We start from the raw sequence: 26,012 nt of genomic DNA on the forward strand, positions 1-26,012 counted from the left end.
AGGCCGTTGCGCCACGATGGAGCGTTGCGTACCAAAAGATTGCACGAACCGTTGCGCAACACTACCCAAACGTTTGGGTAAAAATTTCACAGTGTTTATAAATCGCCATAGATTATTGAAAAATATGCAGTTTTATGATTGTCGAACGGGTTGCGCTACGGACAATTAAAAAGTTGGTATGAGCATTGCGTTGAGCCTGTCAGCTCTCCTTACCTGACTGATGGGAAACTCGCCATGACGCATGCTTCAGAACCCCGCGCACGTAGTTTTACCCGGCTGGCCCTGGCCTGTTCGATCGCCGTTGGTGCTTTGTCGCCATTGGCCGCCATGGCCGAAAGTACTTTGCGCATCGCCATGACCGCTGCAGATATTCCGCTGACTCACGGGCAGCCAGATCAAGGTTATGAGGGCAACCGATTCACCGGGATCACCATGTTCGATTCCCTGGTGGAGTGGGACCTGTCGCAAGGTGAGAAGCCCAGCACATTGATTCCAGGGCTGGCCACTGAATGGGCAGTCAAGCCGGACGATCACACCAAGTGGATTTTCAAGCTGCGTCCCGGCGTCAAGTTTCATGACGGCTCGGCGTTCAACGCAGATTCCGTGGTGTGGAACGTCAATAAAGTCCTCGACAAACAGGCCGCGCAATATGCGCCGGGCCAGATCGGCATGACGGTGTCGCGCATGCCGACCCTGCGCAGCGCGCAGAAAATCGATGACCTGACCGTCGAACTGACCACCAGCGAACCCGATGCCGTCCTGCCATATAACCTGACCAACCTGTTCATGGCCTCGCCAACGGCCTGGCAGAAAGATTTCGCCGCCGTTCCCGCAGCCACGACCGATCCGGCGGAACGCTCGAAGCTGGCCTGGACGGCATTCGCCAGCCATTCCGTGGGTACCGGACCGTTCAAGATGGACCGCATGGTGCCGCGCCAGGAACTGGTGCTGGACAAGAATCCCGGCTACTGGGACCCCAAGCGCATTCCCAAGGTCGACCATGTGGTGCTGATTCCACTGCCTGAAGCCAACGCACGTACGGCGGCGCTGTTGTCCGGTCAGGTGGACTGGATCGAAGCGCCCGCGCCGGACGCCATCGAGCAGATCAAGAGCAAGAAATTCAAGATCTACGCCAACGGCCAGCCGCACTTGTGGCCATGGCAGTTCTCATTCGCGCCGGGTTCGCCGTGGCTCGACAAGCGCGTGCGTCAGGCGGCGAACCTGTGTCTGGATCGCAGCGAGCTGAAGGCGTATCTGGGCGGTTTCATGCAGGAAGCCACCGGCATCTACGAGAAAGATTCGCCGTGGTACGGCAATCCGGATTTCAAGATCAAGTATGACCAGGCCGCTGCGCAGAAACTCATGGCTGATGCCGGTTTCAGCAAGGATCACCCGGTCAAGGTGAAGGTCCTGACGTCGGCCTCCGGCTCCGGGCAAATGCAGCCGCTGCCGATGAACGAATACATCCAGCAGAGCCTCAAGGGCTGCTATTTCGACGTGGACATCGCCGTCACCGAATGGAACACCCTGTTCAGCGGCTGGCGTCTGGGTGCCAAAGACCCGGCAGCCCAAGGCGCCAATGCGATCAACGTCAGCGCGGCGGTCATGGACCCGTACTTCGGCATGGTGCGTTTCTCCAGTGAAAAGGCTTTCCCGCCGGTTTCCAACAACTGGGGATTCTTCGCCTCGCCACAGGTCGAGAAGTTGATCACCACGGTGCGCAACTCCTTCGATCCGAAGGCGCTGGACGAAGCTTCCGGCAAGCTGCATGCGGCGATTGTCGATGAAGTGCCGTTCCTGTTTGTCGCCCACGACGTGGGTCCACGGGCCATTTCGCCGAAAGTCACCGGCGTGGTCCAGCCGCAAAGCTGGTTCATCGACTTGTCGCTGGTCTCCAAGCAGGACTGAGAAGCGCTGCAATACCCTATCCGTAGGACCGGCTTTAGCCGGGAGACGAAGCCGGTCCTACGGAGTCCGCGCGGTTGACGTCGTTTCCGTGATTGATCCAAGTGAGGAAACCTATGCTTGCCTATATCTTGCGCCGCGTACTGCTGGCGACTCCGATTCTGTTGGGCGTAGCGCTGGTGTGTTTCATGCTGGTGCATATGGCGCCCGGTGATCCGCTGGTGTCGGTAATGCCCCCGGATGCTTCCGAAGCGCTGCGCGAACAACTGGTTCAGGCTTATGGCTTCGACAAACCGTTGCCAGTGCAATTTGGCCTGTGGGTCTGGCATGCGGTGCATGGCGACCTCGGGATGTCGATTGCCAGCGGCCGCTCGGTGACCAGTGAAGTGCTCAATGCAGTGAGTTATTCATTGCGTCTGGCGGTACTGGCGACCTTGTTCGGTTTTGTCCTCGGCAGCCTGTTCGGCTTCGTCGGCGGCTACTTTCAGGACAGCTGGCTGGACAAGATCGCCTCGGCGATTTCCGCCATCGGCGTCAGCGTGCCGCATTACTGGTTGGGCATGCTGATGGTCATCGTCTTCTCTTCGCAATTGGGCTGGCTGCCGGCTACCGGTGGCGGACCCATGGGCCAGTCGGCCTGGGCGTGGGACTGGGCGCACTTTCAATTCATGATCCTCCCGGCGATTACCTTGTCGGTCATCCCAACCGGAATCATTGCCCGCACCGTGCGGGCGCAGGTGGCGGAAACCCTGTCCCAGGAATTCATCATTGGTCTGCGCGCCAAGGGCCTGGGTGAATGGGGTTTGTTCCTGCATGTGGTCAAGAATGCCGCGCCGACCGCCATGGCGGTGATGGGATTGCAGATCGGCTACCTGATGGGCGGTTCGATTCTGGTGGAAACCGTGTTCGCCTGGCCTGGCACCGGCCTGCTGCTCAACTCGGCGATTTTCCAGCGTGACCTGCCTTTGTTGCAGGGCACGATCTGGGTGCTGGCCTTGTTCTTCGTCACGCTGAATCTGTTGGTGGATATCCTGCAGACGCTGCTTGATCCACGTATCAAAAGGGGCTGAGCATGAACCTGTCGATTCTGCGACCGGCCGCGCCGGTCATCACCCCGGTTGAAAGCTCGCCGGGTTACTGGAGTGAAGTGTTCGGTCGGGTGCGTCGCGACCCGGTCGCCCTGGTGGTGGCAGCCGTTATCCTTGCCTTGCTGGTCCTCGCGGTGTTCGGCCCGTGGATCGTGCCGGGGGATCCGTTCACCACGTCGATGTTCAAACGCCTCAAGCCGATCGGTACCGAAGGTTTCCCGCTGGGCACTGACGAGCTGGGCCGTGACTTGCTGTCGCGCTTGATGCTGGGTGCGCGCCTGTCGTTGTTCATGGGCATCACGCCGGTGATTTTCGCGTTCTTCATTGGTGGCGCCATTGGTGTGATCGCCGGTTATTTTGGCGGCTGGCTGAACAGCCTGATCATGCGCACCGTGGACGTATTTTATGCGTTCCCTTCGGTGCTGCTGGCCATCGCGTTTTCCGGAGCCTTGGGCGCCGGGGTGAACAACGCACTGATCTCGCTGACCCTGGTGTTCGTGCCGCAAGTGGCGCGGATTGCCGAAAGCGTCACCACCCAGGTGCGCAATCGCGACTACATCGAAGCGGCGCGGGCGTCTGGTGCAGGCTCGTTCACCATCATTCGCACTCAGGTGCTGGGCAACGTGCTGGGGCCGATCTTTGTTTTCACCACCGGCTTGATCTCGGTGTCGATGATCCTTGCCTCGGGCCTGTCGTTTCTCGGGTTGGGCGTTACCCCGCCGGAGCCGGAATGGGGCCTGATGCTCAACACCCTGCGCACCGCCATCTACACCCAGCCGCTGGTATCCGCGTTGCCGGGAGCAATGATTTTCATCACCTCGATCTCTTTCAACGTGCTTGCCGACCGCTTGCGGGCGGCCATGGCGATTCGGAGTTGACTATGACCAAGCGCGATATTGGCGGTCCAGCGCAGCCACTGCTGAAAGTGGAAAAACTGGTCAAACACTTCCCGGTCAAAGGCGGCCTGGGCAAACGTAGCGTGGTTCGCGCCGTCGACGGCATCGATTTCGTGGTGCACAAGGGCGAGACCCTTGGCGTGGTCGGCGAGTCGGGCTGTGGCAAATCCACCACGGCCCGATTGTTGATGCAGCTGATCGAACATGACAGCGGCGAACTGGTGTTCGATGCCATGAGCGTGGGCGGGCACCAGTTGCCGTTGCGTGATTATCGGCGGCAGGTGCAGATGGTGTTTCAGGACAGCTATTCGTCACTGAATCCGCGCCTGACTATGGAGCAGTCCGTGGCGTTCGGGCCTTCGGTGCATGGCGTCAGCCAGCGCGAATCCTTGCAACGGGCGCGTGACTTGCTGGGTCGCGTCGGCCTGGAGCCAACGCGTTTCGCCGGACGCTATGCCCACGAACTGTCCGGCGGGCAGCGCCAGCGGGTCAACATCGCCCGCGCCCTGGCAGTGGACCCGCGTCTGGTGATTCTCGACGAAGCGGTGTCGGCGCTGGACAAATCCGTGGAAGCCCAGGTGTTGAACCTGTTGCTCGACCTCAAGGACAGCCTGCAACTGACGTACGTGTTCATCAGCCACGATTTGCACGTGGTGCGCTATCTGTCCGACCGGATCATGGTCATGTACCTGGGCGAAATCGTCGAGGTCGGGCCTGCCGAAGCGCTGTTTTGCGAAGCGCAGCATCCGTACACCCAGGCGCTGCTGACTTCGATGCCATCCATGGACCCGGCCAGACGCACGCTGGTTTCGCCGCTCTCGGGCGATCCACCGAGTCCCATTGATCCGCCATCCGGCTGTCGATTTCACACGCGCTGTCCCCATGCGGAAACCGTCTGCGGACAAACCGCGCCGCAACTGACCATGACCGGCAGCGACCATTTCGCAGCGTGCCTGATGGTGCAACCGGGGGCAGGGCACAGCCAGAGTCCATCGGCGGAGTTGATCTACACAGGAGCGCTGGCATGAGCGAAGAACCCATGGTTGCCGTGCGCGACCTAAAGGTCCGTTTCAAGCGCGGCGGGCAAACCTTGTCGGCGGTCAACGGTGTCAGCCTGTCGGTAGCGCGGGGCGAAGTGCTGGCGCTGATCGGCGAATCCGGTTCCGGTAAAAGCGTGACCCTGCGTGCCTTGATGCGCCTGCATTCCGAGCGCTCCACGAGCATCGAAGGCCAGATCGAGATCGCCGGGCAAAACCTCATGGCGTTGTCGCGCAGCCAGTTGCAGGCGCTGCGCGGGCCGGTGGCGGCGATGATTTTCCAGGAGCCGCTATTGGCCCTGGACCCGGTCTACACCATCGGCCAGCAGATCGTCGAAGCGCTGCGTCGCCATCGGCCGATGTCCAGGGCCGACGCCCGTGCGGCGGCGTTGGAAGCCTTGCGCAGGGTACGCATTCCCAGCCCGGAACAGCGTCTGGATGCATACCCGCACGAGATGTCCGGCGGCATGCGCCAGCGGGCAATGATCGCCCTGGCGCTGGCCTGTCAGCCGCAAATCCTGCTCGCCGACGAACCGACCACTGCGCTGGATGCGACCGTGCAGATCCAGATTCTGATCCTGTTGCGCGAGTTGCAGCAGGCGCTGGGTCTGTCGATCATCTTCGTCACCCACGACATTGGTGCGGCCGTGGAAGTCGCCGATCGGGTCGCCGTCATGTATGGCGGACGGATTGTCGAGCAGGCACCTTTGGCCGAGCTGCTGGACAACCCGCAGCACCCGTATACGCAAGTGCTGCTGGGCACGCGGCCCAAAGATGGCCTGCGCAAGGGCGAGCGCTTGATCAGTATCCCCGGTGCGCCGCCGGACCTGGCCAACCTGCCGGACGGTTGTGCATTCGCGGCCCGTTGCCCGCGGGCCAGCGACCTGTGCCGCCGCGTCGTGCCTGCCATCGAAGACGTCATTTCCGACCACTCAGTGAGCTGCCATCACTGGAGTCAGGTCCCCGTTCAACCTCTTTGCGAGTCCCTGTCATGACTGATTCTGCGTTTGCCTTGATGCCATACCCGGCCGTCGAAGTGCCCCGTGCGCCCAGCGGCCCATTGGCCGGATTAACCTTCGTCGCCAAGGACCTGTTCGACGTCGCCGGTTACCCAACGGGCGGCGGCAACCCACACGTATTGGCGATGTCGGGAATCAAAACCACCACCGCGCCGACCATTCAACGCTTGCTGGATGCGGGCGCCGAGTTGATCGGCAAGGCGCACACCAACGAGATGGCGTTCTCCATGAGCGGCAAGAACGCGCATTACGGCACGCCACGTAATGGTGCGGCCCACGACCGCATTCCTGGTGGCTCATCTTCAGGATCGGCGTCGGCGGTTTCCAACGGTTTGTGCGACTTCGCCATGGGCAGCGACACCGGCGGTTCGGTGCGCACACCCGCCAGTTATTGCGGGTTGTTCGGCCTGCGGCCGAGTCATGGTCGCATCTCTCTGGAAAATACCCAGGCGCTGTGCGAAAGCATGGACACCGCCGGTTATTTCACCCGCGACGCCAAGGTTTTTGGTCTGGTGGGCGAGTGTCTGCTGGGCGAGGATTCCACGCCTTTGCCGGATCAGCCGCAACTGCTGATAAGCGAAGCGTTGTTCGGGATGTTGCCGGACGCTTCCCTCGACGCGTTGGCGCCGGCCTTGGCGCAGATCGAAGCTGCTTGCGGAGCACTGGAAAAGCTGCAAGGCGAGCTGCCGTCGCTCACCGATGCCTATTGGGCATTTCGCTACATTCAGGGCCGCGAAGCGTGGCTGGCGCAGGGCGAGTTCATCGAACAAAACGGCTTGTGCCTTGGCCCGGATGTAGCGGCGCGTTTCGCCTGGTCGAAGGCCGTCACTGACGCGCAATATAACGACGCCTGCGCGCTGCGTGACCGCTTTGCGGCAAGCTGGAAAACTCTGCTGGGTGATCGCGTGCTGGTCATGCCGACGGTGCCGGATATCGCGCCGCTGCTCAGCGCCAAAGACGAAGAGATCGAGCAGACGCGGCAGATTTCGCATCACCTGCTGGCCATTTCCGTGCTGTGCCGCACACCGCAGTTGAGCATGCCGCTGGCAAACAAGGATGGGGTGCCGCTGGGTATCTCGCTGATGGGACCAAGGGGCAGCGACTTGAGCCTGGTCAAACTGGCAGTGAAGATTGCCGGGCAAAGCCTGGCCTGAACACGATTTTCGTCCTGTTTTTTGCTGACTGGAGACATCATGAACACCCAAATCAGTCCCGATCTTTTCACCACTAACGCGCCGCTGATCAACAGCCAGCGTCTCTGGCAATCACTGATGGACCTCGCGCAGTTGGGTGCGACGGTCAAAGGCGGTGTCTGTCGCCTTGCCCTGACCGATCTGGATCGCCAGGCCCGTGATCTTTTCGTGAAGTGGTGCCAAGAGGCAGGCTGCACAGTGACCGTCGATGCAATCGGCAATATTTTCGCTCGCCGGCCGGGCAGCGATTCGCAAAGGGCACCGGTCATGACCGGCAGTCACATCGACACGCAACCCACCGGTGGCAAGTTTGACGGCTGTTTTGGCGTCATGGCCGGACTGGAAGTCATCCGCACCTTGAACGACCTGGGTCTGCAAACTACAGCGCCCATCGAAGTGGTGGTGTGGACCAATGAAGAAGGCTCGCGTTTTCCTCCGTGCATGATGGGTTCCGGGGTGTTCGCCGGGAAGCTCGACCTGGCCGAAACCCTGGCCAAACAGGACGAGCACGGTCTGGTCGTGGGCGAGGAATTGCAACGCATTGGCTACGCCGGTAGCCGCGCGGTGCTGGGTCATCCGGTGGGCGCGTACTTCGAAGCACACATCGAGCAAGGCCCGATTCTGGAAGATCAGCACAAGACCATTGGCGTGGTCATGGGTTGCCTTGGCCAGAAATGGTTTGACCTGACGCTCAGCGGCGTCGAGGCCCACGCCGGTCCGACGCCCATGTCATTGCGCAAGGACGCGCTGGTCGGCGCCGCGCACGTCGTGACTGCCGTCAACCGCATTGCCAATGCCAGCCAGCCGCATGCCTGCGGGACGGTCGGTTGTCTGAACCTTCATCCGGGCTCGCGCAACGTGATCCCCGGCGAGGTGAAGATGACCATCGATTTCCGGCATCTGCACAGCGACAAATTGCAGGCCATGGTCGACGAATTACAGCAGGCAATCGAACAGGCGTGCGCGGCCAATGGCCTGACTTATGAACTGACGCCAACGGCTGACTTTCCGCCGCTGGATTTCGCCAGCCGCTGCGTCGATGCGGTGCGGGACGGCGCGCAGCAGTTGGGCCTGAGCCATATGGACATCGTCAGTGGCGCTGGCCATGATGCGATTTTCATCGCCGAACTGGGGCCTGCCGGGATGATTTTTGTGCCGTGCGAGGGCGGCATCAGCCATAACGAAATCGAAAACGCCACCCCCGAAGACCTGGCTGCCGGTTGCGCGGTGCTGCTTCGCGCGATGGTGAGTGCTGCGATGTAGGGTTCGGCGTTTGGTTTAAATCGTACAGACTGTGTGAAAATTACTGCGCTCGACAATACTGCGTTAAAAACAGGCGAAAAATGCTCATTTAGAACACCTAGACTCCGCTTTTTCGCCTGTTTTTGCCTTGTCTTGTCTTCGCTCGTGACGTTTTCACACAGTCTGCGTAGGAGCGAATTTATTCGCGAAGGCGTCAGCCCTGACACCGCGTTGCGTCAGGCAAATATTGGCCAATCAGACCGGCGCCCTCCCGGATAAATCCGGTCCTACGTGCCTTCAGCCAGCATCGTTGTTATTCACCGCCGGCTAACCACCACTTCCAGGTATTCGCTGGGCACCACCAAAGAAGACTCACCGGCGCGGTTCAGGCGTGTCAGCAACTCGGTAAGCTCGCGGTCCAATGCCACCGCGCCTTCGGGCGGGAGTGCGGCAAACGCCTTGTGAACCGGGCCGTACCAGGTGCGGAAGACTTCAATGAAATGCGCAGGCGAGCGGTAACGAAAGTTGAACTCGCGGCGCGTCACATTCATCCCCGCCGCGTTATCGCCAAACAGTTGCTTCAAGTGGTCTTCCACACCCCACAGAGAAGGCGGTTTGACACCGGCTGGCGGTGGCAGGTGCTTGCCCAGGGTCTTGAACATTTGCCCGACGAAGCCTTCCGGTGTCCAGTTGGCCAGGCCGATGCGTCCGCCGGAGCGGCACACCCGGGCCAATTCAGCGGCGGCTCGCGGCTGGTCGGGGGTGAACATCACGCCGAAGGTGGATAACACCGCGTCGAAGGATGCGTCTTCAAAGGGCAGGGCTTCAGCGTCGGCTTCCAGGAAGCTTACGTCGAAATGCTCGGCACGACTGCGCTCGCGGCCGCGTTCGAGCAGGCCGCTGACGTAATCGGTGGAGGTCACAACGCAACCACGGCGCGCTGCGGCGAGGGTGGCGTTACCATTGCCGGCCGCAACGTCGAGGACGCGTTCGTCGTAACGAAGGTCGCAGGCTTCGGCCAGCAGTTCGCCGACCAGTTGCAACGTTGTGCCGATCACGGCGTAATCGCCGCTGGCCCATGCCGTCATCTGGCGGTTTTTCAATGCGTGTAGATCGAGTGGCTCACTCATGATCGGGCTCCCTGTCTTCTCAATGCAGGTTTGGCAGACGGATATGCCATGCCGAGAAAACCAGGTAGCTATGCAACATCTGAACAGTCTGCAACACCTGCAACGATGGAAATCCTGCTGCCGGAAGTTATGAACATAGCTGCTTTCGCCCGGCAGTACGCAAGCGCCGCCAGCCGTGCGGATAGACCGGTTGGTTTTAAACTTATAACTAACAGTGTCGGCGTTAGAGTGACTCCGGTTGAAAGCTGGTCAGTTCAAGCGGGAAGTAACAAAGATCAAGCGGATGGTGGCCAGAGCAATGGCTTCCGCATCGCCTTTGATCGTGTCGATCTGGGTTTGCAAGGTGTCGGACTTGCCGGGCTCAATCCTCGCGTCAGCCAGGCGAGTCATCTGATAAAGGTGGTCAGAGATGTCGTGCAGGCTGCCCTGCAGGCGTTCCACCACAGTCGCCAGCGGATCTTCGGCAGGCAGCCTTTCAGTTACGCCCTGGTGCAGGGGCGTTACGGGTGATTCGTCGTTGTCGGACAGCGCCGACAGTCTCAAGCCGGTCACCACATAAGCCACGTCGACACCCGCCTGAGCTATACGCGACAGATAGTCCGCCCTGGGTGAACGTACTCCGTTTTCGTAGTTGCCTTGCGCATTGGTTTCCACGCCGCCGATCGCACCTAGCGCACTTTGCGAGAGCTTGAGTTTCAAACGTTCCTGTTTAAGCCGCTGACCAATCCCAGGCATTTGGATATTTCCTTTAAGACGGTAGCTTCCCAGGTTGACCCGGTGAAGCGATAAAAGGCCTTGTTCATTGAGCGCAAAGACATTGTAACGAAGTCGCGCTCAGCCCCGCGACGCTGATTTTCCGCACGCTTCGCTGGTCGGCCCGGTTTGAACCGATTTGAACGATACGCCTAAAATCCACTCAAGTGGATCGCTAGTTGGTACGACAACGTAGGAAATATTCGACTGAGGTCATTCGGATGGTTTCCGGCCCAGTTGGAGCGAGGCATGCCCGCGAATGGGCATTTCCGGTGACAGATGTATCGACTGATATTGTGTTCGCGGGCCAGCCTCGCTCCAATGGGCCCGGCCCGGGGGATTGAGTCAGCGCGTCACAGGCAGCGGGAACGCTGATCTTGCGCCCAGTTTCCAGCGGTCCTGGCAATGGTGTCGGCCAGACGGGAAACCGCACGCTGGTGAGCGAGCACCAGATTTTCCATGCCCAGACCGGCAGGCTCGCGAATCACGCTGCTGCACGTCAGGTTTTGTGCCTTGGTACCGGCATTGCGCAAGCCCAGGCTCCACACCACGTCGATCATTGCGTAGCTGCCCGGCACCGACTCGAAGCGGCGCACGTCGGTGCGCAATGACAGCACCGTCTGGCCGCTGTCCTTCGGCAAGCCTGCCATGTCTCGGCTGCCAAAGCGCCGCTCCAGTTGACCGGTCAGGGCGTCATGAAACTCATCACCCAGAGGCGAGCCCCAGCGTTCCGCGTCGAGAATGGCCAGGCTGCCATCACCCTGGCGAATCACCAGCGGCGGTTGATCCACCTGCACCGGCATCAGCACCGGCAGCATCTCGAACTGGAAAGGTGCGACTGCAACCGGTTTTTGTGCCGTGGTCGTGGCCGGTGCAATCAGCGTGTAGTAATGGGTCACCGTGGACGTGCAAGCACTGGTCCCCAGCAACGCGGCCAACACGAAGAACTTCAGGCGCAGGGTCATTGCTGTGGCTCCAGATCAATTGCACGGGAAGAGGCGGGGGCTTTGTACGAGCCTGGCGCGGCGTCGCCAGTGCGGCCACGTATCAAGGCTTCCGGATGACGGCTGAGGAAGTCGGTCAGCACGCGAACCGAACGCGCGGTGCGCTGCACTTCATCCATGGCCTGGCCGAGCTGCACACGAGCCGGGGAATCTTCACCCAGGCTGTCGTTGGCGGTATGCAGGGTTTTTTGCGCCTGTTGCAGGGTGCCGCGCATTTCCGGCAGGAGCGTGCCGTTGACCTGCTTCAGGGTTTTCTGCAATTCGCTCAGGCTGCCGTTGAGATTGTTCGCCAGCTCGTCGATCGGCAGTTTGCTCAGCTTGTCGACAAAGGCCTGCAGCTGTTCCTGCAACTTGTCGAAGCTGCCCGGGATGGTGGGGATTTCCAGCGGGCGGACTTTTGGATCGAACACCACTTTGGGAGCCTTGGGTTCGAAGTCCATCGCAATGTAGAGCTGACCGGTCAGCAAGTTGCCGGTGCGCGCCTGCGCCCGCAATCCCCGGGACACGAAGCCGCCAAGGATGCGCGCCGATTGCTCGTCTTCGTCACCCGCACCGCCCATTTTCTCCAGCTTGGCTTGCGCCGCGCCCAGTCGCTTGGGATAGATCACCGCACCGACGATGCCAGGGAAAGTTTGCGTCTGTGGATCGTAATCCAGGTCCACGGAAACCACGCGACCGACGTTCACCCCAAGAAAATCCACCGGTGCGTTGACCACCAGTCCGCGCAGCGATTGATTAAAACGCATGCGGATATAGCGCGGCTCGCCATCGGGAGGCGCCAGCGCCGCGACCTGATCGTCGAAAATCCTGAATTCGGCGTTTTCCTCCGCCGGTTTCGCGTCCGGACTCCAGTTCGGTTCACGAAAGGCAATGCCACCGGCGATGATCGAGGTCAGCGACTGGGTGGCAATCTTCAGCCCGGCAGCGCCCAGGGTGACGTCGACGCCACTGGCATTCCAGAAGCGCGTGTCGGTGCTGACGTACTGGTCATTGGGCGTATTGATGAAAATCTCGATATCGACGCCTTTGCCGTCCTTTGACAGGTCATAGGAAACCACCTGGCCAACCTGGATGCGTCGGTAATAAATAGGCGAACCAATGTCCAGCGAACCGAGGTCGTCTGTGTGCAGCTTGAAGCGCTTGCCTTTCTCACCGAAGGTTACCGGCGGCGGCGTTTCGAGGCCGAGGAAGTCATTCTTGGTCTTGTCCGAACTGCCCGCATCGGCGCCGATGAACGCGCCGGACAGCAGGGTATCGACGCCGGAAACGCCGTGGGCACCGATTCGCGGACGCACAACCCAATACTGGCTGTCTTCCCGAGTGAACGGGCCGGCGCTGCTGTTGAGTTCGATGGTGGCCAAGATGTGGATGCGGTCATCGCTGAGGGTGATGTCGCTGACGATGCCAATGACCACGTTCTTGTACTTGACCTGGGTTTTCTTGGCTTCGAGGCCTTCAGCGGTGAGAAAGCTGACGGTGATTTTCGGGCCGACGTTCATCCAGTCATGCAGCGCCATGGACAAGCCGATCAAGCCGGCAACGATCGGCACCAGCCAGACCAGCGAAACACGCATCCGGCGTCGTTTGACCTCGGGCCGAACCGGCGCGGAGGGGGAAGGGGGTAGGGCATTGTCAGACATCTTCAACCTCTGCGTCCCAGATAAGCCGGGGATCGAAACTCATGGCGGCGAACATCGTCATCACCACAACCAGACCAAAAAACAGAATACCGATGCGCGGCTCGATGGTGCTGAGCTCTCGGAACTGCACAAGCGCCGCCACCAGGGCAACGACCAATACATCAAGCATCGACCAGTAGCCGATCAACTCGATAAAACGATAGAGCCGCGACCGCTCCTGCATGGCCCAGGTACTGCGGCGCTGACAGGTGACGAGCAGCAAGCCCAGCACCACGAACTTGATGCACGGCACCACTACGCTGGCGATGAAAATCAGCAGGGCAATGTCCCACGAGCCGCTTTCGAAAAATTCGATCACACCGCTCATGATGGTGTTCTGGCTGCTGTTGCCAAACAAGGTGGTGTACATCACCGGCAGCAGGTTGGCGGGTATATAGAAAATCAGCCCGGCGATCAAGAAAGCCCAGGTCCGCGTCAGGCTGTTGGGCTTGCGCGCATGTACCGCCGAGTCACAGCGTGGACACACGTGGGTATCGGCCGGGCAGACATAACCGCAGATATGGCACAGGCACACATTGTGTTCGCTGGCATAGGGAATCCCGTTCATGAAGGCTCGACTCCCAGCTCTTTCCATAGGCGGCGAATGTCTTTGCCGGCGATCAGAATAATCAGGACCATCAACATTGCCATCGCCCACAGGCCAAGCCCCGGATGCACATCGAGCATCCCCGACAGCTTGACGATGGCCACCAGAATCCCCAGCAGACACACTTCCAGCATGCTCCATGGCCGCAGGTGCTCCAGGGCGCGCATGCAGGTCTTGAAACCCGGCGCGATCACGCCCTTGTGCGCATGCACCAGGACCCAGAACAGCAGGCTGATCTGCAGCAGCGGGGCGAAGATGATTGCCAGTCCGGCCACCAGGGCAATCAGCGTGATGCGGCCCTGAGCCAGCGCCTCCACCGATTGCCAGAGGGTTACTTGATTGCTCAGGCCCTGCATGCTGATGCTGATCACCGGAAAGTAATTGGCGAAGGCAAACAACACCGCCGCGCCGATGGTCAGGGCCAGCAATTGTTCGATGGTAAGACGATGACCACGGCCCAGCACCGCGCCGCAGCGCAGGCACAGAGCGGTTTCGCCATGGGCAAGCGGATGTGATTCATACAGCGAGTCGCAATGCTCGCAAATGATCAGGTCCGAGGGCTGTTTCGTATCAGGCAAAGTGGGCTCATCTGGGTAATGGTGACTGGGTGGAAAATTAATCAAACGCGGGGTTGGAAGATACCTTGTCGGCACCGAATCAGCCGAATTAAATCAGCCGAATTAAATCAAGACGGGCTGCGGTCGGTGGGCGTTATTGCATTGACCCCGACGCGCGACCGACGTTCACATGTCACGATGCCATTATCACTGGCCATTATTCACTGCCTGTCGCGACAAATGACGCAGGCCCGCGCTGATTGTCGTCCGCAGCGCTACAGGTGTAGCGGCGCGAGCGCGACAGATTAACTTCGTATTGCAATCAAGTCATTGAAATAAAAGACATTTAGCTGCATGGCACACGCCTTGCTCTGTTGCTCTCCAGCCGGGACGATCGATCCCGGTTCTAATAAGAACGGAGAGCCTCATGAATCGATTTGGCCAACAACCTCGTCCCGGACCGCTTGCGTCTCTCGTTGCTGCCGTCGCCCTGGCGCTTTCCTGCGCCAACGGCGCGTTCGCCGCCGGGGCCGCGCAGGTCGATGGTGCGCGGATCAGCGCCGCCGACCAGGAACCCGGCAACTGGATGAGCCACGGTCGTACCTACGATGAACAGCGTTTCAGCCCGCTGAACAAAATCAACGATGGCAACGTCGGCAAGCTCGGTCTGGCCTGGAGCTACAAACTGGACATCGACCGGGGCGTTGAAGCCACGCCCATTGTTGTGGATGGCGTGATGTACACCACTGGGCCGTTCTCCATGGTCTATGCGCTGGATGCGCGCAACGGCAATTTGTTGTGGAAATACGATCCACAATCGGACCGCAGCCGTGCCGGTGAAGCTTGTTGCGATGCCGTCAATCGTGGCGTCGCCGTCTGGGGCGGCAAAGTCTTCGTCGGTGTGCTGGATGGACGCCTGGAAGCCATCGACGCCAAGACCGGCCAGCGCGTCTGGTCCGTGGACACCCGCACCGATCCCAATCGCAGCATCACTATTACCGGTGCGCCGCGCATCATCAACGGCAAGGTGATCATCGGCAACGGCGGCGCTGAATATGGCGTACGCGGCTACATCACGGCTTATGACGCCAACACTGGCAAGCAGGACTGGCGCTTCTTCACGGTGCCGGGCGACCCGAAGCTGCCGCCGGAAAACAAAGCCATGGCCATGGCCGCCAAGACCTGGTTTGGCGACAAGTTCGTCGAGCAGGGTGGCGGCGGAACGGTCTGGGACTCGATGTCCTATGACCCGAAACTCAATCTGCTGTACTTCGGCGTCGGCAACGCTTCATCGTGGAACCCGCGCCTGCGTTCGGAAGGCAAGGGCGATAACCTATTCCTGTCGTCCATCGTCGCGATCAATCCGGACACCGGCGAATACGTCTGGCACTACCAGACCACCCCCGGCGATGCCTGGGACTTCACGGCCACCGCGCACATCATGCTCGCGGACATGGAAATCGACGGCAAGATGCGCCAGGTCTTGATGCAGTCGCCGAAAAACGGCTTTTTCTATGTCATCGACCGCAAGACCGGCGAGCTGCTTTCGGCCAAGAACATCGTGCCGATCAACTGGGCCACCGGCGTGGACATGAAGACCGGGCGCCCCATCGTTGACGAGAAAGCCGCCGTCTATTGGCGTGACCCGGAGAAAAAAGCCCTGCTGGTCCAACCGGCGTTCTGGGGTGCTCACGACTGGCAGCCGATGTCCTACAACCCGCAGACCGGTCTGGTGTACATCCCGGCGCACATCATGTCGGCGTTGTACCAGGACGTGGATGGCGTGCCGCCGCGCAAGAAATTCAAGAGCATGTACCAGTTGCAGGTCAACACCGGAATGATGCCGGAAGATCCCGAAGGCCTGCGCAAACTCGCCGACACCTGGACCGGCAAGCTGATTGCCTGGGACCCGATCAAGCAGGAAGCACGCTGGGAAGTGCCGTACTCGACGATCTTCAACGGCGGCACGTTGAGCACCGCTGGCAACCTGTTATTTGAAGGCACTGCCGATGGGCGAGTGGTGGCCTATTCGGCCGACAAAGGCAAAACCTTGTGGGAACAACCGGCCAATACCGGGGTGATGGCCGGTCCCGTTACCTATGAAGTCGATGGCGAGCAATACGTGACGTTCATGGCCGGTTGGGGCGGGGCGTTTTCCACCTTCGCCGGGGCCTTGTCGTTGCGCGCCGGGGTCAAGCCCAACGCTCAAGTATTGACCTACAAGCTGGGTGGCACGGCGAAACTGCCGGATCTGAAATACAAATACGCCGACCGCAAGGTCGATCCACCGGCGTTCACCGGCACCACCGAACAGGTCGACAAAGGCCGCGCGCTGTTCAACGGCCATTGCGATACCTGCCACGGCATCAACGCCATCAGCGGCGGCGTGTTGCCGGACTTGCGCATGCTGAGCAAGGAAAACCACCAGATGTTCCTCGGTATCGTCTATGGCGGTCGCGTTCAGGACGGCATGCCGTCGTTCGCCGAAGAACTCAAGCCGGACGAAGTGGAGCTGGTGCATCAATACGTCATCAAACGCTCCCATGACCTGCTCAACGATATGAAGTCGGCGAAGACGGCGGCGAAGTAAGCCGTGCGGAACTGAAAATATTTTGTGGGAGCGAGTTTGCTCGCGAAGAGGCAAGTACATCCGGCGCATTTGCGAAGGTCGAATACTGCTTTCGCGAGCAAGCTCGGCTCCCACGGATCCCGCTTTTGCTTAACGGAGAATGCACACATGTCCCAATCACTGCCCATCTACCAAAGCTACATCGACGGGGCTTTTGCCGCCGGCGATAACCTCATAGAGGTATTCAACCCGGCCAACGGCCAGTTGCTGGGTTCGGTGCCCGAGACCAGCCTGTCGGAGGTCGAGCGCGCCATCGCCGCCGCGCGCGCTGCGCAAAAAGGCTGGGCGCGCAAGCCGGCCAATGAACGCGCGGGCTATCTGCATCGCATCGCCAGCAAGGTCCGCGACAACGCCGAACGTCTGGCGCGGATCATCACGGCCGAGCAGGGCAAGGTGCTCGGGCTGGCTTTGGTGGAAGTCAATTTCACCGCCGACTATCTGGATTACATGGCCGAATGGGGCCGTCGCCTCGAAGGGGAAATCCTCACCAGCGACCGGCCGGGCGAGAACATCTTCGTGTTTCGCAAACCGTTGGGCGTGATCGCCGGGATTCTGCCGTGGAATTTCCCGTTCTTCCTCATTGCTCGCAAGTTGGCCCCGGCGCTGATTACCGGCAACACCATCGTCATCAAACCCAGCGAAGAAACGCCGATCAATTGCTTCGAATTCGCCCGCTTGCTCGCTGAAACCGATCTGCCCAAGGGCGTGGTGAACATTGTCTCCGGCAAAGGCGCCACAGTCGGCAGCGCTCTGAGCAGCCACGCCGGAGTGGACATGGTCAATTTCACCGGCAGTGTCGCTACCGGCTCGCGGATCATGGCGGCTGCGGCGGGCAATATCACCAAGCTCAATCTGGAACTGGGCGGCAAGGCGCCAGCCATTGTCCTGGCTGACGCGGACCTGGGCCTGGCGGTGAAAGCGATTACCGCTTCCCGGGTGATCAACACCGGGCAAGTCTGCAACTGCGCCGAGCGGGTTTACGTGCAGCGCAAAGTCGCCGACCAGTTTATCGACCAGGTCAGTGCTGCGATGGCGGCGACGCGCTATGGCGATCCATTGGTCGAAGATAATCTGGACATGGGGCCGCTGATCAATCAGGCAGGTCTGGACAAGGTCGCGCAGATGGTCAAAACCGCCGTGGGCGATGGTGCGCAGGTCATCACTGGTGGCTCAATCGCTGACCGCAATGGGCAGGGCTTTCACTATCAGCCAACAGTGCTGGCCGGTTGCCAACAAGCGATGGAGATCATGCGCCACGAGATCTTCGGACCTGTGCTGCCGATCCAGATCATCGACGATCTGGACGAAGGCATTGCCCTGGCCAACGACTGCGAGTTCGGCCTGACCTCATCGATCTACACCAAAGACCTCAGCTCGGCGATGCGCGCCTGCAACGAGCTGGATTTCGGTGAGACCTACATCAATCGGGAGAACTTTGAAGCGATGCAAGGCTTCCACGCCGGAGTGCGCAAATCCGGCATCGGCGGCGCGGACGGCAAGCATGGGGTGTATGAATTCACCCATACGCATGTGGTTTATTTGCAGATTTGATCTGGTGGGAGCGAGCTTGCTCGCGAAGGCGGTATTCCGGACCACGAACCGGTGGCGAGTTTGCCGGCCTCTTCGCGAGCAAGCTCGCTCCCACAATCACACCAGAAAATTAGGCTGCACGATCCCGTGTTTCTTCATCTTGCGGTATAGCGTCGAGCGGGCCACGGCGAGTTCTTCGGCCACGGCGGTGATGTTCCATTGGTGCCGTTTGAAGGCTTCCATCAGACGCTGGCCTTCATCACCGGCGACCTGACTTGCCAGACCCTGGCTCAGCGGCAGCGCTGGCCGGGTCGCGGCTTCAACACTGCGTGGCTGCGTCACTTCCACCGGCAGGCAAGCGCTGTCGATATATCCGTCGTCAGCCAATGCGAGGGCATAGCGCAATACATTGATCAGTTGGCGGATGTTGCCGGGCCAAGGGAACCGGCGCAGCAGGTCTCTCGCCTGGGCATCGATCCTGCAGGCTTCGCCGCCCGCGAGGTCAGTCAGCACGTCGTCGATCAGGCGGTCGATGTCACGCCGCTCGCGCAGGGCCGGCAAGCGCAAGGTCATGCCGCTGAGCCGATAGAACAGGTCTTCCCTGAACACTTTGTTGTCGATCATCGCCGACAAATCCTGGTGCGTGGCCGACACCACCTGAATATCCAGCGCAATCGGTGCGTCGGCGCCCAGTGGTGAAATCTCGCGCTCGGCCAGAACCCGCAGCAAGCGGGTTTGCAGGTGCGCGGGCATGTCGCCGATCTCGTCGAGAAACAGCGTGCCGCCATTGGCCAGTTCCAGCTTGCCCTTCATGCCTTTCTTGCTGGCCCCGGTAAAGCTGCCGCTGCGATAGCCGAACAGTTCACTTTCGATGAGGGTTTCCGGGATCGCGGCGCAGTTCAGCGCAACAAAAGGCCCGGAGCGGCGCGAGCTCGCATGGTGAATCGCCCTGGCGAAGGCTTCCTTGCCGGTGCCGGTTTCACCGTTGATCAAAATGGGCAGGTCTTTATCCAGCAGCTTGTACAACCGGGCGACGCTTTGCTGCAAATCTGGATCATCGCCGCTGAGGCGCTCCAGCGTCGGCGGATGCTGCACGACGGGCGTGCTGGCCGGGGTTTCGCGTTTGGCCGGAGCGCGCACCTGAACTGGCATACGTAGCCCGACCTCCAGCTGGCCTTTGCCGGTATTGAGCCGCACCCCGTTGGCGCCGCCGTTGCACAGGCGCAACAGCTCTTCGACGCTGTGCACCGGCAGCAAGTCTTTGAGGGAGCGGCCCAACAGCGGCCCGCTGTGTGTGGATTCGTATTCGACAAATGCGGCGCGATTGGCGCCGATCACCCGACCTTGTTCGTCAAGCGCCAGCAATTGCTCATTGGCCAGATCGCTGAACGCTTCGCAGGGTTTGATCATCAGGCTCAAGGTATTGCGATGGCTGTGCCTGAAGTACGCATTCTCGATCAGCCGGGCGTACATGATGACCAGTTGCAGGGTCAGGTATTGCGCCTGCTTGGGGCCGCCGCTGTTCAGGCACGAAGCATTGAGACAGCCGCGCAGATTGCCCAGCGAATCGAAGATCGGTGATACCGAGCAGCTCAAGCGGTCGTTGGCACGCAGGAAGTGCTCATCGCGGTGAATGATCAAAGGCGTGCGCGCGGCGATGCCGGTGCCGATGCCGTTGGTGCCCACCAGCGCTTCATCCCAGCGTGCTCCGATCACCAGGCCGGATTCCGCGTAGGCGCTGGCCTCCGGCGGGACTCGCGAGTCCAGGGTAATCCCGTGTTCGTCGCTGAGCAGCACGGCGAAGCCAGCCTTGCCGATCCGCTCGGCCAGCCCGCTGACGCCCTGGCCGGCGATGGACAGGTAATCCTGATTGAAGGCCTGATGCCGATGAATTTCCGCTGCGCTGAGCATGACTTTGGTCGCGCGCCCCGCAGGTTGCAAACCGTGCTCGATGACGCTGCGATACCAGGACTGGACGATCAGGCCGTCGGCGGGCAGGTTGCGATCAGGAAAATAATCTCCTATGAACGCGCTCAGGTCGGCGGGGCGGGGCAGGCTCGGTTGCAGGGACATGAAGACTCCGAATGCGGCTCCGCCAGACGTTGCGCGAAACGCATGATTATTGTTGTCGTTCTGGAGCAGAACAGGCTGCGGCTGATTGCTCAGTCATTCAGACTCTAGTCTTTTGTAACAAATACCGCTGGTTACAAAAAATATTTTTGTCTTTTCCATGGACTTGAAAACAGAGCAATAGTTGTACCGTCGCACAGGCGAGAGGGCGAAAGCGTCTGCCCTGCGCCTGACGGGCTGTTGGTAAATAATCCGGCCTGCGACGAGTTAGCCAAGGCTGCAACAGGTGTAGCGCCAAGTGCGAAACGGCTGTCGCAAAGGCCGTGCCAGAGCCTCAGACCGCCAGCTTGCAGCCTGGGTTGCGACGTGTATAACTGGCTTGCCGGGCTATTCCGGCGCAACTCTGGAGATTCGTCTATGTGGACCAAACCTGCATTCACCGATCTGCGCATCGGCTTCGAAGTCACCATGTACTTTGCCAGCCGCTGATCAGTAATCTGAGTCGCCAGGCTTCGTCAGTCATGTGCTGGCGAGGCCTTTTTCATTTGATGACCCAAGATCCTACAACTTCGCCCAAAACTCCTCGGCGAAGTCACTCAAGCGGGCGATGGGACGAAACAGACGGATCTGCACGGGAATGTCCCACTGTTCATCGAGAGCCCGTTGCAGCTTGCCAGCGCTGACTTCGGCATCGGCCAGCGTGCGTGGCAGCCAGGCGAAGCCTTTGCCTTCCAGTGCCATCGACAGCAGCACAGCCGCAAGGTGTGAGCTGAAGATCGTGTCCAGTTGCGGCGGCCGGGTTTCGCCGAGCAGCCGCGCCGCGACGATTCGCCCCAGACCGGATTCGGACGTGTACGCCAGGTGTGGCAACGAGCTGCCGGTTTGAGCCGAATCAGCCTCGGTCGCCTGCAACGGCAGCAACACATCACTGCCGACCACTTTGGACTGGAACTGACCTACGGCGAAGCGCGGCGGAGCATCAGGAAAGTGATGGCACAGTAAAAACTGCACCTGGCCTTGCAGCAGCATCTGTTCGCAGACAGTCATGCTGTCCGACAGCAGCCGGACTGCCTCGATAGGCCCACCGCGCTCGGCGGCGCGCACCCAGGCCGGGAAAAAAGTGAACGACAGCGAGTGCGTGGCCGCGAAGTGCAGGGTGCGCTCCTGTTTGCCGGCGACTTCGCGGGTGTCCTGGCGCATCTGATGCAGGCGCCGGGTCATTTCCTGCGCGCTAACCAGCATGTGCTTGCCCGCATCGGTGAGCGTCGCGCCATGGGTCGTGCGTACGAACAGGTCGACGCCTACCCAGTTTTCCAGCGAGCGAATGCGCCGACTGAACGCCGGTTGTGTGACATGGCGCAACTCGGCGGCGCGGGAAAAGTTACCGCTCTCCGCCAGCGCGCTGAAATCTTCCAGCCAGACCAATTCCATCAGTAGTGATGCCGTTCGTGCATGAGGTGCCCAGCTTTTAGCATTGGCCGCGTCGAATCGTCCAGTTCTAGAGTGGCCGGGCAAACACATAACAATACAGCCGCAAACAGGAGTCGCCCCATGCGCATCGTCGACATTCGCGAGAAGACCGTTTCCATCGCATCGCCTATTGCCAACGCCTACATCGATTTTTCGAAAATGACCTGCTCGGTCGTAGCCGTCATCACTGACGTCATTCGCGATGGCAAGCCGGTGATCGGTTACGGCTTCAACTCCAACGGTCGCTACGGCCAGGGCGCCTTGATGCGCGACCGCTTCCTGGCCCGTGTGCTGGAAGCCGATCCGGAAACCCTGATCGACAAGGAACATGACAACCTCGATCCGTTCGCCATCTGGAAAGCCCTGATGACCAACGAAAAGCCAGGCGGTCACGGTGAGCGTTCGGTGGCGGTGGGCACCATCGACATGGCTGTCTGGGACGCCGTGGCGAAAATCGAAGGCAAGCCGCTGTATCGCTTGCTTGCTGACCGCTATCGCAACGGCGTGGCCGATGACAAGGTCTGGGTCTACGCGGCGGGCGGTTATTACTATCCCGGCAAGGACCAGACCAAGCTCAAGGCCGAAATGCAGAGCTATCTGGATCGCGGCTATGACGTGGTGAAGATGAAAATCGGCGCTGTGCCACTGGACGAAGACCTGCGTCGCATCGAGGCGGTGCTGGAAGTGGTCGGCGATGGTCAGCGCCTGGCGGTGGACGCCAACGGCCGCTTTGACCTGAAGACCTCGATTGCCTATGCCGAGGCGATCAAGCCTTACAACCTGTTCTGGTACGAAGAAGCGGGCGATCCGCTGGACTACGCGCTGCAAGCCGAGCTGGCCAATCACTACGACCTGCCGATGGCGACTGGTGAAAACCTGTTCTCCCATCAGGACGCACGCAATTTGCTGCGCCATGGTGGCATGCGTCCTGACCGTGATTTCCTGCAATTTGACTGCGCGCTTTCCTACGGCCTGGTGGAATACCTGCGCACGCTGGACGTCATGACCGAACTGGGTTGGTCATCGCGTCGGGTCGTCCCTCACGGCGGGCACCAGATGTCCCTCAACATCGCCGCCGGCCTGCATCTGGGCGGTAATGAATCCTACCCGGACGTCTTCCAGCCTTTCGGCGGGTTCGCCGACGGCATCAAGGTCGAGAACAGCTATGTCGGACTGCCGGACATTCCGGGTGTGGGCTTTGAAGCCAAGTCCGCTCTGTATGCCGTGATGCGCGAGCTGGGCGAGCGGGCGTGATCTCGGGGTAACCCATCTATCCAACTGATTAGACGCAATTTCTATAGGCGCGAGGCTTGCCCGCGAAGACCTCTGCTCAAGCGATAAACGCGTCGAGTGGAACTACGATTCGCGGGCAAGCCTCGCTCCCACGGGGTTGGTCGGTTAGCAACAACGTTTTCAAAAGCTCCTCCCTCATACAACAACAAAAGTGAGGCACTTCATGGAACAGGTTTCGACACGTTGGTACAGCCAACTGTATGTACAAGTGCTGATCGGCATCGTCATCGGTGGCGCGATCGGCTTTTTCCTTCCGGATATCGGCGCCCGGTTGCAGCCCTTGGCCGACGGCTTCATCAAGCTGATCAAAATGCTCCTGGCGCCCATTATTTTCGGCACCGTGGTGGTGGGCATCGCCAAGATGGGCAGCGTCAAGGAAGTGGGGCGCATCGGTGCGAAGGCGCTGATCTACTTTGAAGTGTTGTCGACCCTGGCGCTGGTGATTGGCCTGGTGGTGGTGAACATTCTCAAGCCCGGCGTGGGCATGAATATCGACGTCAACACCATTAATGGCACCGCGATCAATACCTACACCCAGGCTGCGGCGGCGCAGGGCGGGATTGTCGAGTTTTTCCTGAATATCATTCCGACCACGCTGTTCGATGCGTTCGCCAAAGGCGCCATGCTGCAAGTGATCCTGGTCTCGGTGTTAATGGGCGTTGCGTTGGTGCAGATCGGCGCGCCGGCCAAGCCGCTGGTCAATATCATCGACATGCTGCTGCAAAGCCTGTTCCGGATCGTGGCGATGGTCATGCGTCTGGCGCCGTTGGGTGCGGGCGCGGGCATGGCATTTACCATCGGTAAATACGGGATCGGCACATTGCTGTCCTTGGGTCAGCTTTTGGTGGCGCTGTATGTGACAACGCTGCTCTTCGTGGTCGTGGTGCTGGGCAGCGTCGCGCGTTGGTCAGGCTTGCCGCTGATGCAGTTCCTGCGCTATTTCAAGGATGAAATCCTCGTCACATTGGGCACCTGTTCCACCGAAGCGGTGCTGCCGCGGCTGATGGTCAAACTGGAGAAGCTCGGCTGCGAGAAATCCGTGGTCGGCATGGTGTTGCCCACCGGTTACACGTTCAACTCCGACGGCACCTGTATTTATCTGACCATGGCGGCAATTTTCGTCGCACAAGCGACCAATACTCCGCTGACCCTGTGGGATCAGATGGTGGTACTAGGCGTGTTGCTGCTGACGTCGAAAGGTTCGGCGGGGGTTGCGGGTGCGGGTTTCGTGACGCTGGCGGCGACTTTGACGGTCATCCACGACATCCCGCTGATCGGTCTGGTATTGCTGCTGGGCGTTGACCGCTTCCTCAACGAAGCCAGGGCCGTGACCAACCTGATCGGCAACGGGATCGGCACCATCGCCATCGCCAAGTGGGATGGATCCTTCGATCAGGCCAAGGCCATGCGGGAAATCGAAGCCATGAAAAGAGGCAAGGCATCAACTTCGGTCGTGGTGCCGGACCCGGTCATTCAGCGGTCGGATCTCACTTAAAGCCCGCCCGGCTTGGCCCGCTGCATCAGGAAACTGAGCAAAGTGCGGGCTGAAGCCGGAACGTTCTGGTCGTCGAAGATGATGCAGATAGGGGTGGACTCGTCTTCGATGGTGATTTCGTACTGCTTCATATCCCGGGCTTGATCCGAAACGAAGCTACAGGACTGGTTCAGACCGCTGTCCCGGACCAGTTGCCGGAGTTGGTCGGCCTCGGGTTGCTCAAGGCTGGAGGTGTTCACTTCGCAGCTTTTGATGGCTCCGACAATGCCACCTGACTGGACGAAACAGACTTTCATCATCGCGCTCCCATAAATGTTCGGTTGGGCAGGGCAGGTCACACGGTAATCCCGACCTTCTTCCACGCCGCCTTGACCGCTTTTTTCGCGGCAGCACCGTAGCGTTTGTTGCCAGCGACTTGCACCGTGATCCGCGCGCAATCGTCAAACTGGCTTGAGCTGTGCAATTGCAGCATGGTTTCGTACCAGATCCTGCCTGCCACTTCCCACGCATTACCCCCCAGCGCCTTGGCCGTCAAGACAAAGGCCCGATTGGGAATCCCCGAGTTGATGTGCACGCCGCCGTTATCCTTTGGCCCGGTATACAGCCCGGCCATGGTGGCTGGCTGCGGATCATCGCCCAGTTCCGGATCGTTGGCATAGGCGGTGCCGGGTTTTTCCATGTCGCGAATGCCACGACGGGTGGGCGCAGGCGCCAGTAACTCCTTGCCGACCACCCAGCTCGCATCTTCAACGGCGGTGCCTTCTTTCCATTGCCGGATCAGCATGCCGAACACATCGGCGAAATGCTCGTTCAGCGCGCCTGATTGCCCCTGATACGTCAGGTTGCTGGTGAACGATTGCACGCCGTGGGTCAACTCGTGGCCGATGACTTCGAGGCTGCCGGTGAAACGTTTGAAAACGATGCCGTCGCCGTCGCCATAGGCCATTTGCTGGCCATTCCAGAAGGCGTTATTCATCGGCACGAACTCGCCCTGGAAATCCACCTCCGCAACGTGTGCGGTGGAAACCAGTGTCATGCCGTTGCCGTCCAGGGAATTGCGCTGAAACAGCTGCTCATAGAAATCGTAGACGTCGCCAGAGCCATCGTAGGCTTCGTCAACCGCGGCATCGCCGGTGGCCTTCTGGTTTTCGGCGCGGGCCAGGGTGCCGGGCAGGGAATTGGTGCCCTTGGCGTCATAGATCAGCCGGTTTTTCGTGCCATCGGGGGATTTTTGCGCAAGCAGGGTCGGCATCGCCTGCGCTGACATGCGGAACGCGACGAACGCTGCGCCGCTGGCCAGATTGGTGATCGCCAGCGCTCTGACGCGCTCGTGCGGTGACTGAGCCATGTGTTCCAGGATGTATGGCGGAATGAAGCAATGGATGGAATGTCGAGTGCACATGCGCAAACCCCTG

General features: G+C 60.2%; 22 protein-coding genes. 12 read left to right on the plus strand and 10 right to left on the minus strand.

The window, feature by feature from the left end:
* The first annotated feature begins 234 nt into the window (after positions 1-234).
* From AABC73_RS12310 to AABC73_RS12340, 7 genes are all read left to right on the plus strand, one after another.
* A complete protein-coding gene (locus tag AABC73_RS12310; RefSeq protein ID WP_341523814.1) occupies positions 235-1,908 on the plus strand; it encodes an ABC transporter substrate-binding protein in 1,674 nt (557 codons plus the stop codon).
* A 113-nt stretch (positions 1,909-2,021) separates the two neighbouring features.
* On the plus strand, positions 2,022-2,975 hold the full coding sequence (locus AABC73_RS12315; RefSeq protein WP_331151227.1) for an ABC transporter permease: 954 nt from the start codon (positions 2,022-2,024) through the stop codon (positions 2,973-2,975).
* Positions 2,976-2,977: 2 nt separating this feature from the next.
* The gene (locus tag AABC73_RS12320; protein WP_341523815.1) at positions 2,978-3,871 is read left to right on the plus strand and encodes an ABC transporter permease; all 894 of its coding nucleotides are present in this window, start codon (positions 2,978-2,980) and stop codon (positions 3,869-3,871) included.
* 2 nt (positions 3,872-3,873) lie between these two features.
* Positions 3,874-4,917, plus strand: a complete 1,044-nt coding sequence (locus tag AABC73_RS12325) for an ABC transporter ATP-binding protein (RefSeq protein ID WP_341523816.1) — start codon at positions 3,874-3,876, stop codon at positions 4,915-4,917.
* Complete coding sequence (locus AABC73_RS12330) at positions 4,914-5,921, plus strand: ABC transporter ATP-binding protein (protein ID WP_341523817.1); 1,008 nt, start codon at positions 4,914-4,916, stop codon at positions 5,919-5,921. Before AABC73_RS12325 ends, AABC73_RS12330 begins: the two co-directional genes overlap by 4 nt.
* The gene (locus tag AABC73_RS12335; protein WP_341523818.1) at positions 5,918-7,099 is read left to right on the plus strand and encodes an amidase; all 1,182 of its coding nucleotides are present in this window, start codon (positions 5,918-5,920) and stop codon (positions 7,097-7,099) included. Before AABC73_RS12330 ends, AABC73_RS12335 begins: the two co-directional genes overlap by 4 nt.
* A gap of 39 nt (positions 7,100-7,138) precedes the next feature.
* The gene (locus tag AABC73_RS12340) at positions 7,139-8,401 is read left to right on the plus strand and encodes a Zn-dependent hydrolase (RefSeq protein ID WP_341523819.1); all 1,263 of its coding nucleotides are present in this window, start codon (positions 7,139-7,141) and stop codon (positions 8,399-8,401) included.
* 296 nt (positions 8,402-8,697) lie between these two features.
* On the opposite strand, the gene AABC73_RS12345 is transcribed toward AABC73_RS12340, so the two are convergent.
* From AABC73_RS12345 to AABC73_RS12370, 6 genes are all read right to left on the minus strand, one after another.
* On the minus strand, positions 8,698-9,510 hold the full coding sequence (locus tag AABC73_RS12345) for a class I SAM-dependent methyltransferase (protein WP_341523820.1): 813 nt from the start codon (positions 9,508-9,510) through the stop codon (positions 8,698-8,700).
* Positions 9,511-9,759: 249 nt separating this feature from the next.
* Positions 9,760-10,245 (minus strand): helix-turn-helix transcriptional regulator, encoded by a 486-nt coding sequence (locus AABC73_RS12350; protein ID WP_341523821.1) that lies wholly within the window; start codon positions 10,243-10,245, stop codon positions 9,760-9,762.
* Positions 10,246-10,616: 371 nt separating this feature from the next.
* A complete protein-coding gene (locus tag AABC73_RS12355; protein WP_341523822.1) occupies positions 10,617-11,228 on the minus strand; it encodes a PqiC family protein in 612 nt (203 codons plus the stop codon).
* Entirely contained in the window at positions 11,225-12,907 is a 1,683-nt protein-coding gene (locus AABC73_RS12360) for an MlaD family protein (protein WP_341523823.1), read from the minus strand. The genes AABC73_RS12355 and AABC73_RS12360 overlap by 4 nt, the downstream gene beginning before the upstream one ends.
* Complete coding sequence (locus tag AABC73_RS12365) at positions 12,900-13,514, minus strand: paraquat-inducible protein A (protein WP_341523824.1); 615 nt, start codon at positions 13,512-13,514, stop codon at positions 12,900-12,902. The genes AABC73_RS12360 and AABC73_RS12365 overlap by 8 nt, the downstream gene beginning before the upstream one ends.
* A complete protein-coding gene (locus AABC73_RS12370; RefSeq protein ID WP_341523825.1) occupies positions 13,511-14,131 on the minus strand; it encodes a paraquat-inducible protein A in 621 nt (206 codons plus the stop codon). Before AABC73_RS12370 ends, AABC73_RS12365 begins: the two co-directional genes overlap by 4 nt.
* 406 nt (positions 14,132-14,537) lie before the next feature.
* Between AABC73_RS12370 and AABC73_RS12375 the strand changes: the two genes are divergently transcribed.
* Positions 14,538-16,700 (plus strand): PQQ-dependent dehydrogenase, methanol/ethanol family, encoded by a 2,163-nt coding sequence (locus tag AABC73_RS12375; protein ID WP_341523826.1) that lies wholly within the window; start codon positions 14,538-14,540, stop codon positions 16,698-16,700.
* A gap of 147 nt (positions 16,701-16,847) precedes the next feature.
* On the plus strand, positions 16,848-18,290 hold the full coding sequence (gene aldA, locus AABC73_RS12380; protein ID WP_341523827.1) for an aldehyde dehydrogenase: 1,443 nt from the start codon (positions 16,848-16,850) through the stop codon (positions 18,288-18,290).
* 96 nt (positions 18,291-18,386) lie between these two features.
* Here the strand turns inward: aldA and AABC73_RS12385 are convergent, their stop codons facing one another.
* Complete coding sequence (locus tag AABC73_RS12385) at positions 18,387-20,342, minus strand: sigma-54-dependent Fis family transcriptional regulator (protein WP_341523828.1); 1,956 nt, start codon at positions 20,340-20,342, stop codon at positions 18,387-18,389.
* Positions 20,343-20,756: 414 nt separating this feature from the next.
* Between AABC73_RS12385 and pqqA the strand changes: the two genes are divergently transcribed.
* The gene (gene pqqA, locus AABC73_RS12390) at positions 20,757-20,828 is read left to right on the plus strand and encodes a pyrroloquinoline quinone precursor peptide PqqA (RefSeq protein ID WP_010209364.1); all 72 of its coding nucleotides are present in this window, start codon (positions 20,757-20,759) and stop codon (positions 20,826-20,828) included.
* A 72-nt stretch (positions 20,829-20,900) separates the two neighbouring features.
* On the opposite strand, the gene AABC73_RS12395 is transcribed toward pqqA, so the two are convergent.
* The gene (locus AABC73_RS12395) at positions 20,901-21,770 is read right to left on the minus strand and encodes a LysR family transcriptional regulator (RefSeq protein ID WP_341523829.1); all 870 of its coding nucleotides are present in this window, start codon (positions 21,768-21,770) and stop codon (positions 20,901-20,903) included.
* A 120-nt stretch (positions 21,771-21,890) separates the two neighbouring features.
* Here AABC73_RS12395 and AABC73_RS12400 point away from each other — a divergent pair, with 120 nt between their 5' ends.
* Both AABC73_RS12400 and dctA read left to right on the plus strand, forming a co-directional pair.
* A complete protein-coding gene (locus AABC73_RS12400) occupies positions 21,891-23,063 on the plus strand; it encodes a mandelate racemase/muconate lactonizing enzyme family protein (RefSeq protein ID WP_020289977.1) in 1,173 nt (390 codons plus the stop codon).
* A 202-nt stretch (positions 23,064-23,265) separates the two neighbouring features.
* Positions 23,266-24,597, plus strand: coding sequence for a C4-dicarboxylate transporter DctA (gene dctA, locus AABC73_RS12405; RefSeq protein ID WP_341523830.1), 1,332 nt, complete (start codon positions 23,266-23,268; stop codon positions 24,595-24,597).
* Here dctA and AABC73_RS12410 read toward each other — a convergent pair.
* Together AABC73_RS12410 and AABC73_RS12415 are read right to left on the minus strand one after the other, a co-directional pair.
* Positions 24,594-24,893 (minus strand): protealysin inhibitor emfourin, encoded by a 300-nt coding sequence (locus AABC73_RS12410; protein ID WP_341524226.1) that lies wholly within the window; start codon positions 24,891-24,893, stop codon positions 24,594-24,596. The genes dctA and AABC73_RS12410 overlap by 4 nt on opposite strands.
* 38 nt (positions 24,894-24,931) lie before the next feature.
* Positions 24,932-25,999 carry a M4 family metallopeptidase gene (locus tag AABC73_RS12415; protein WP_341523831.1) on the minus strand — a complete coding sequence of 356 codons (1,068 nt, stop codon included), beginning with the start codon at positions 25,997-25,999 and terminating at the stop codon, positions 24,932-24,934.
* Positions 26,000-26,012: the final 13 nt, after the last annotated feature.

The organism is Pseudomonas sp. G.S.17 (assembly GCF_038096165.1).
GTDB lineage: Bacteria > Pseudomonadota > Gammaproteobacteria > Pseudomonadales > Pseudomonadaceae > Aquipseudomonas.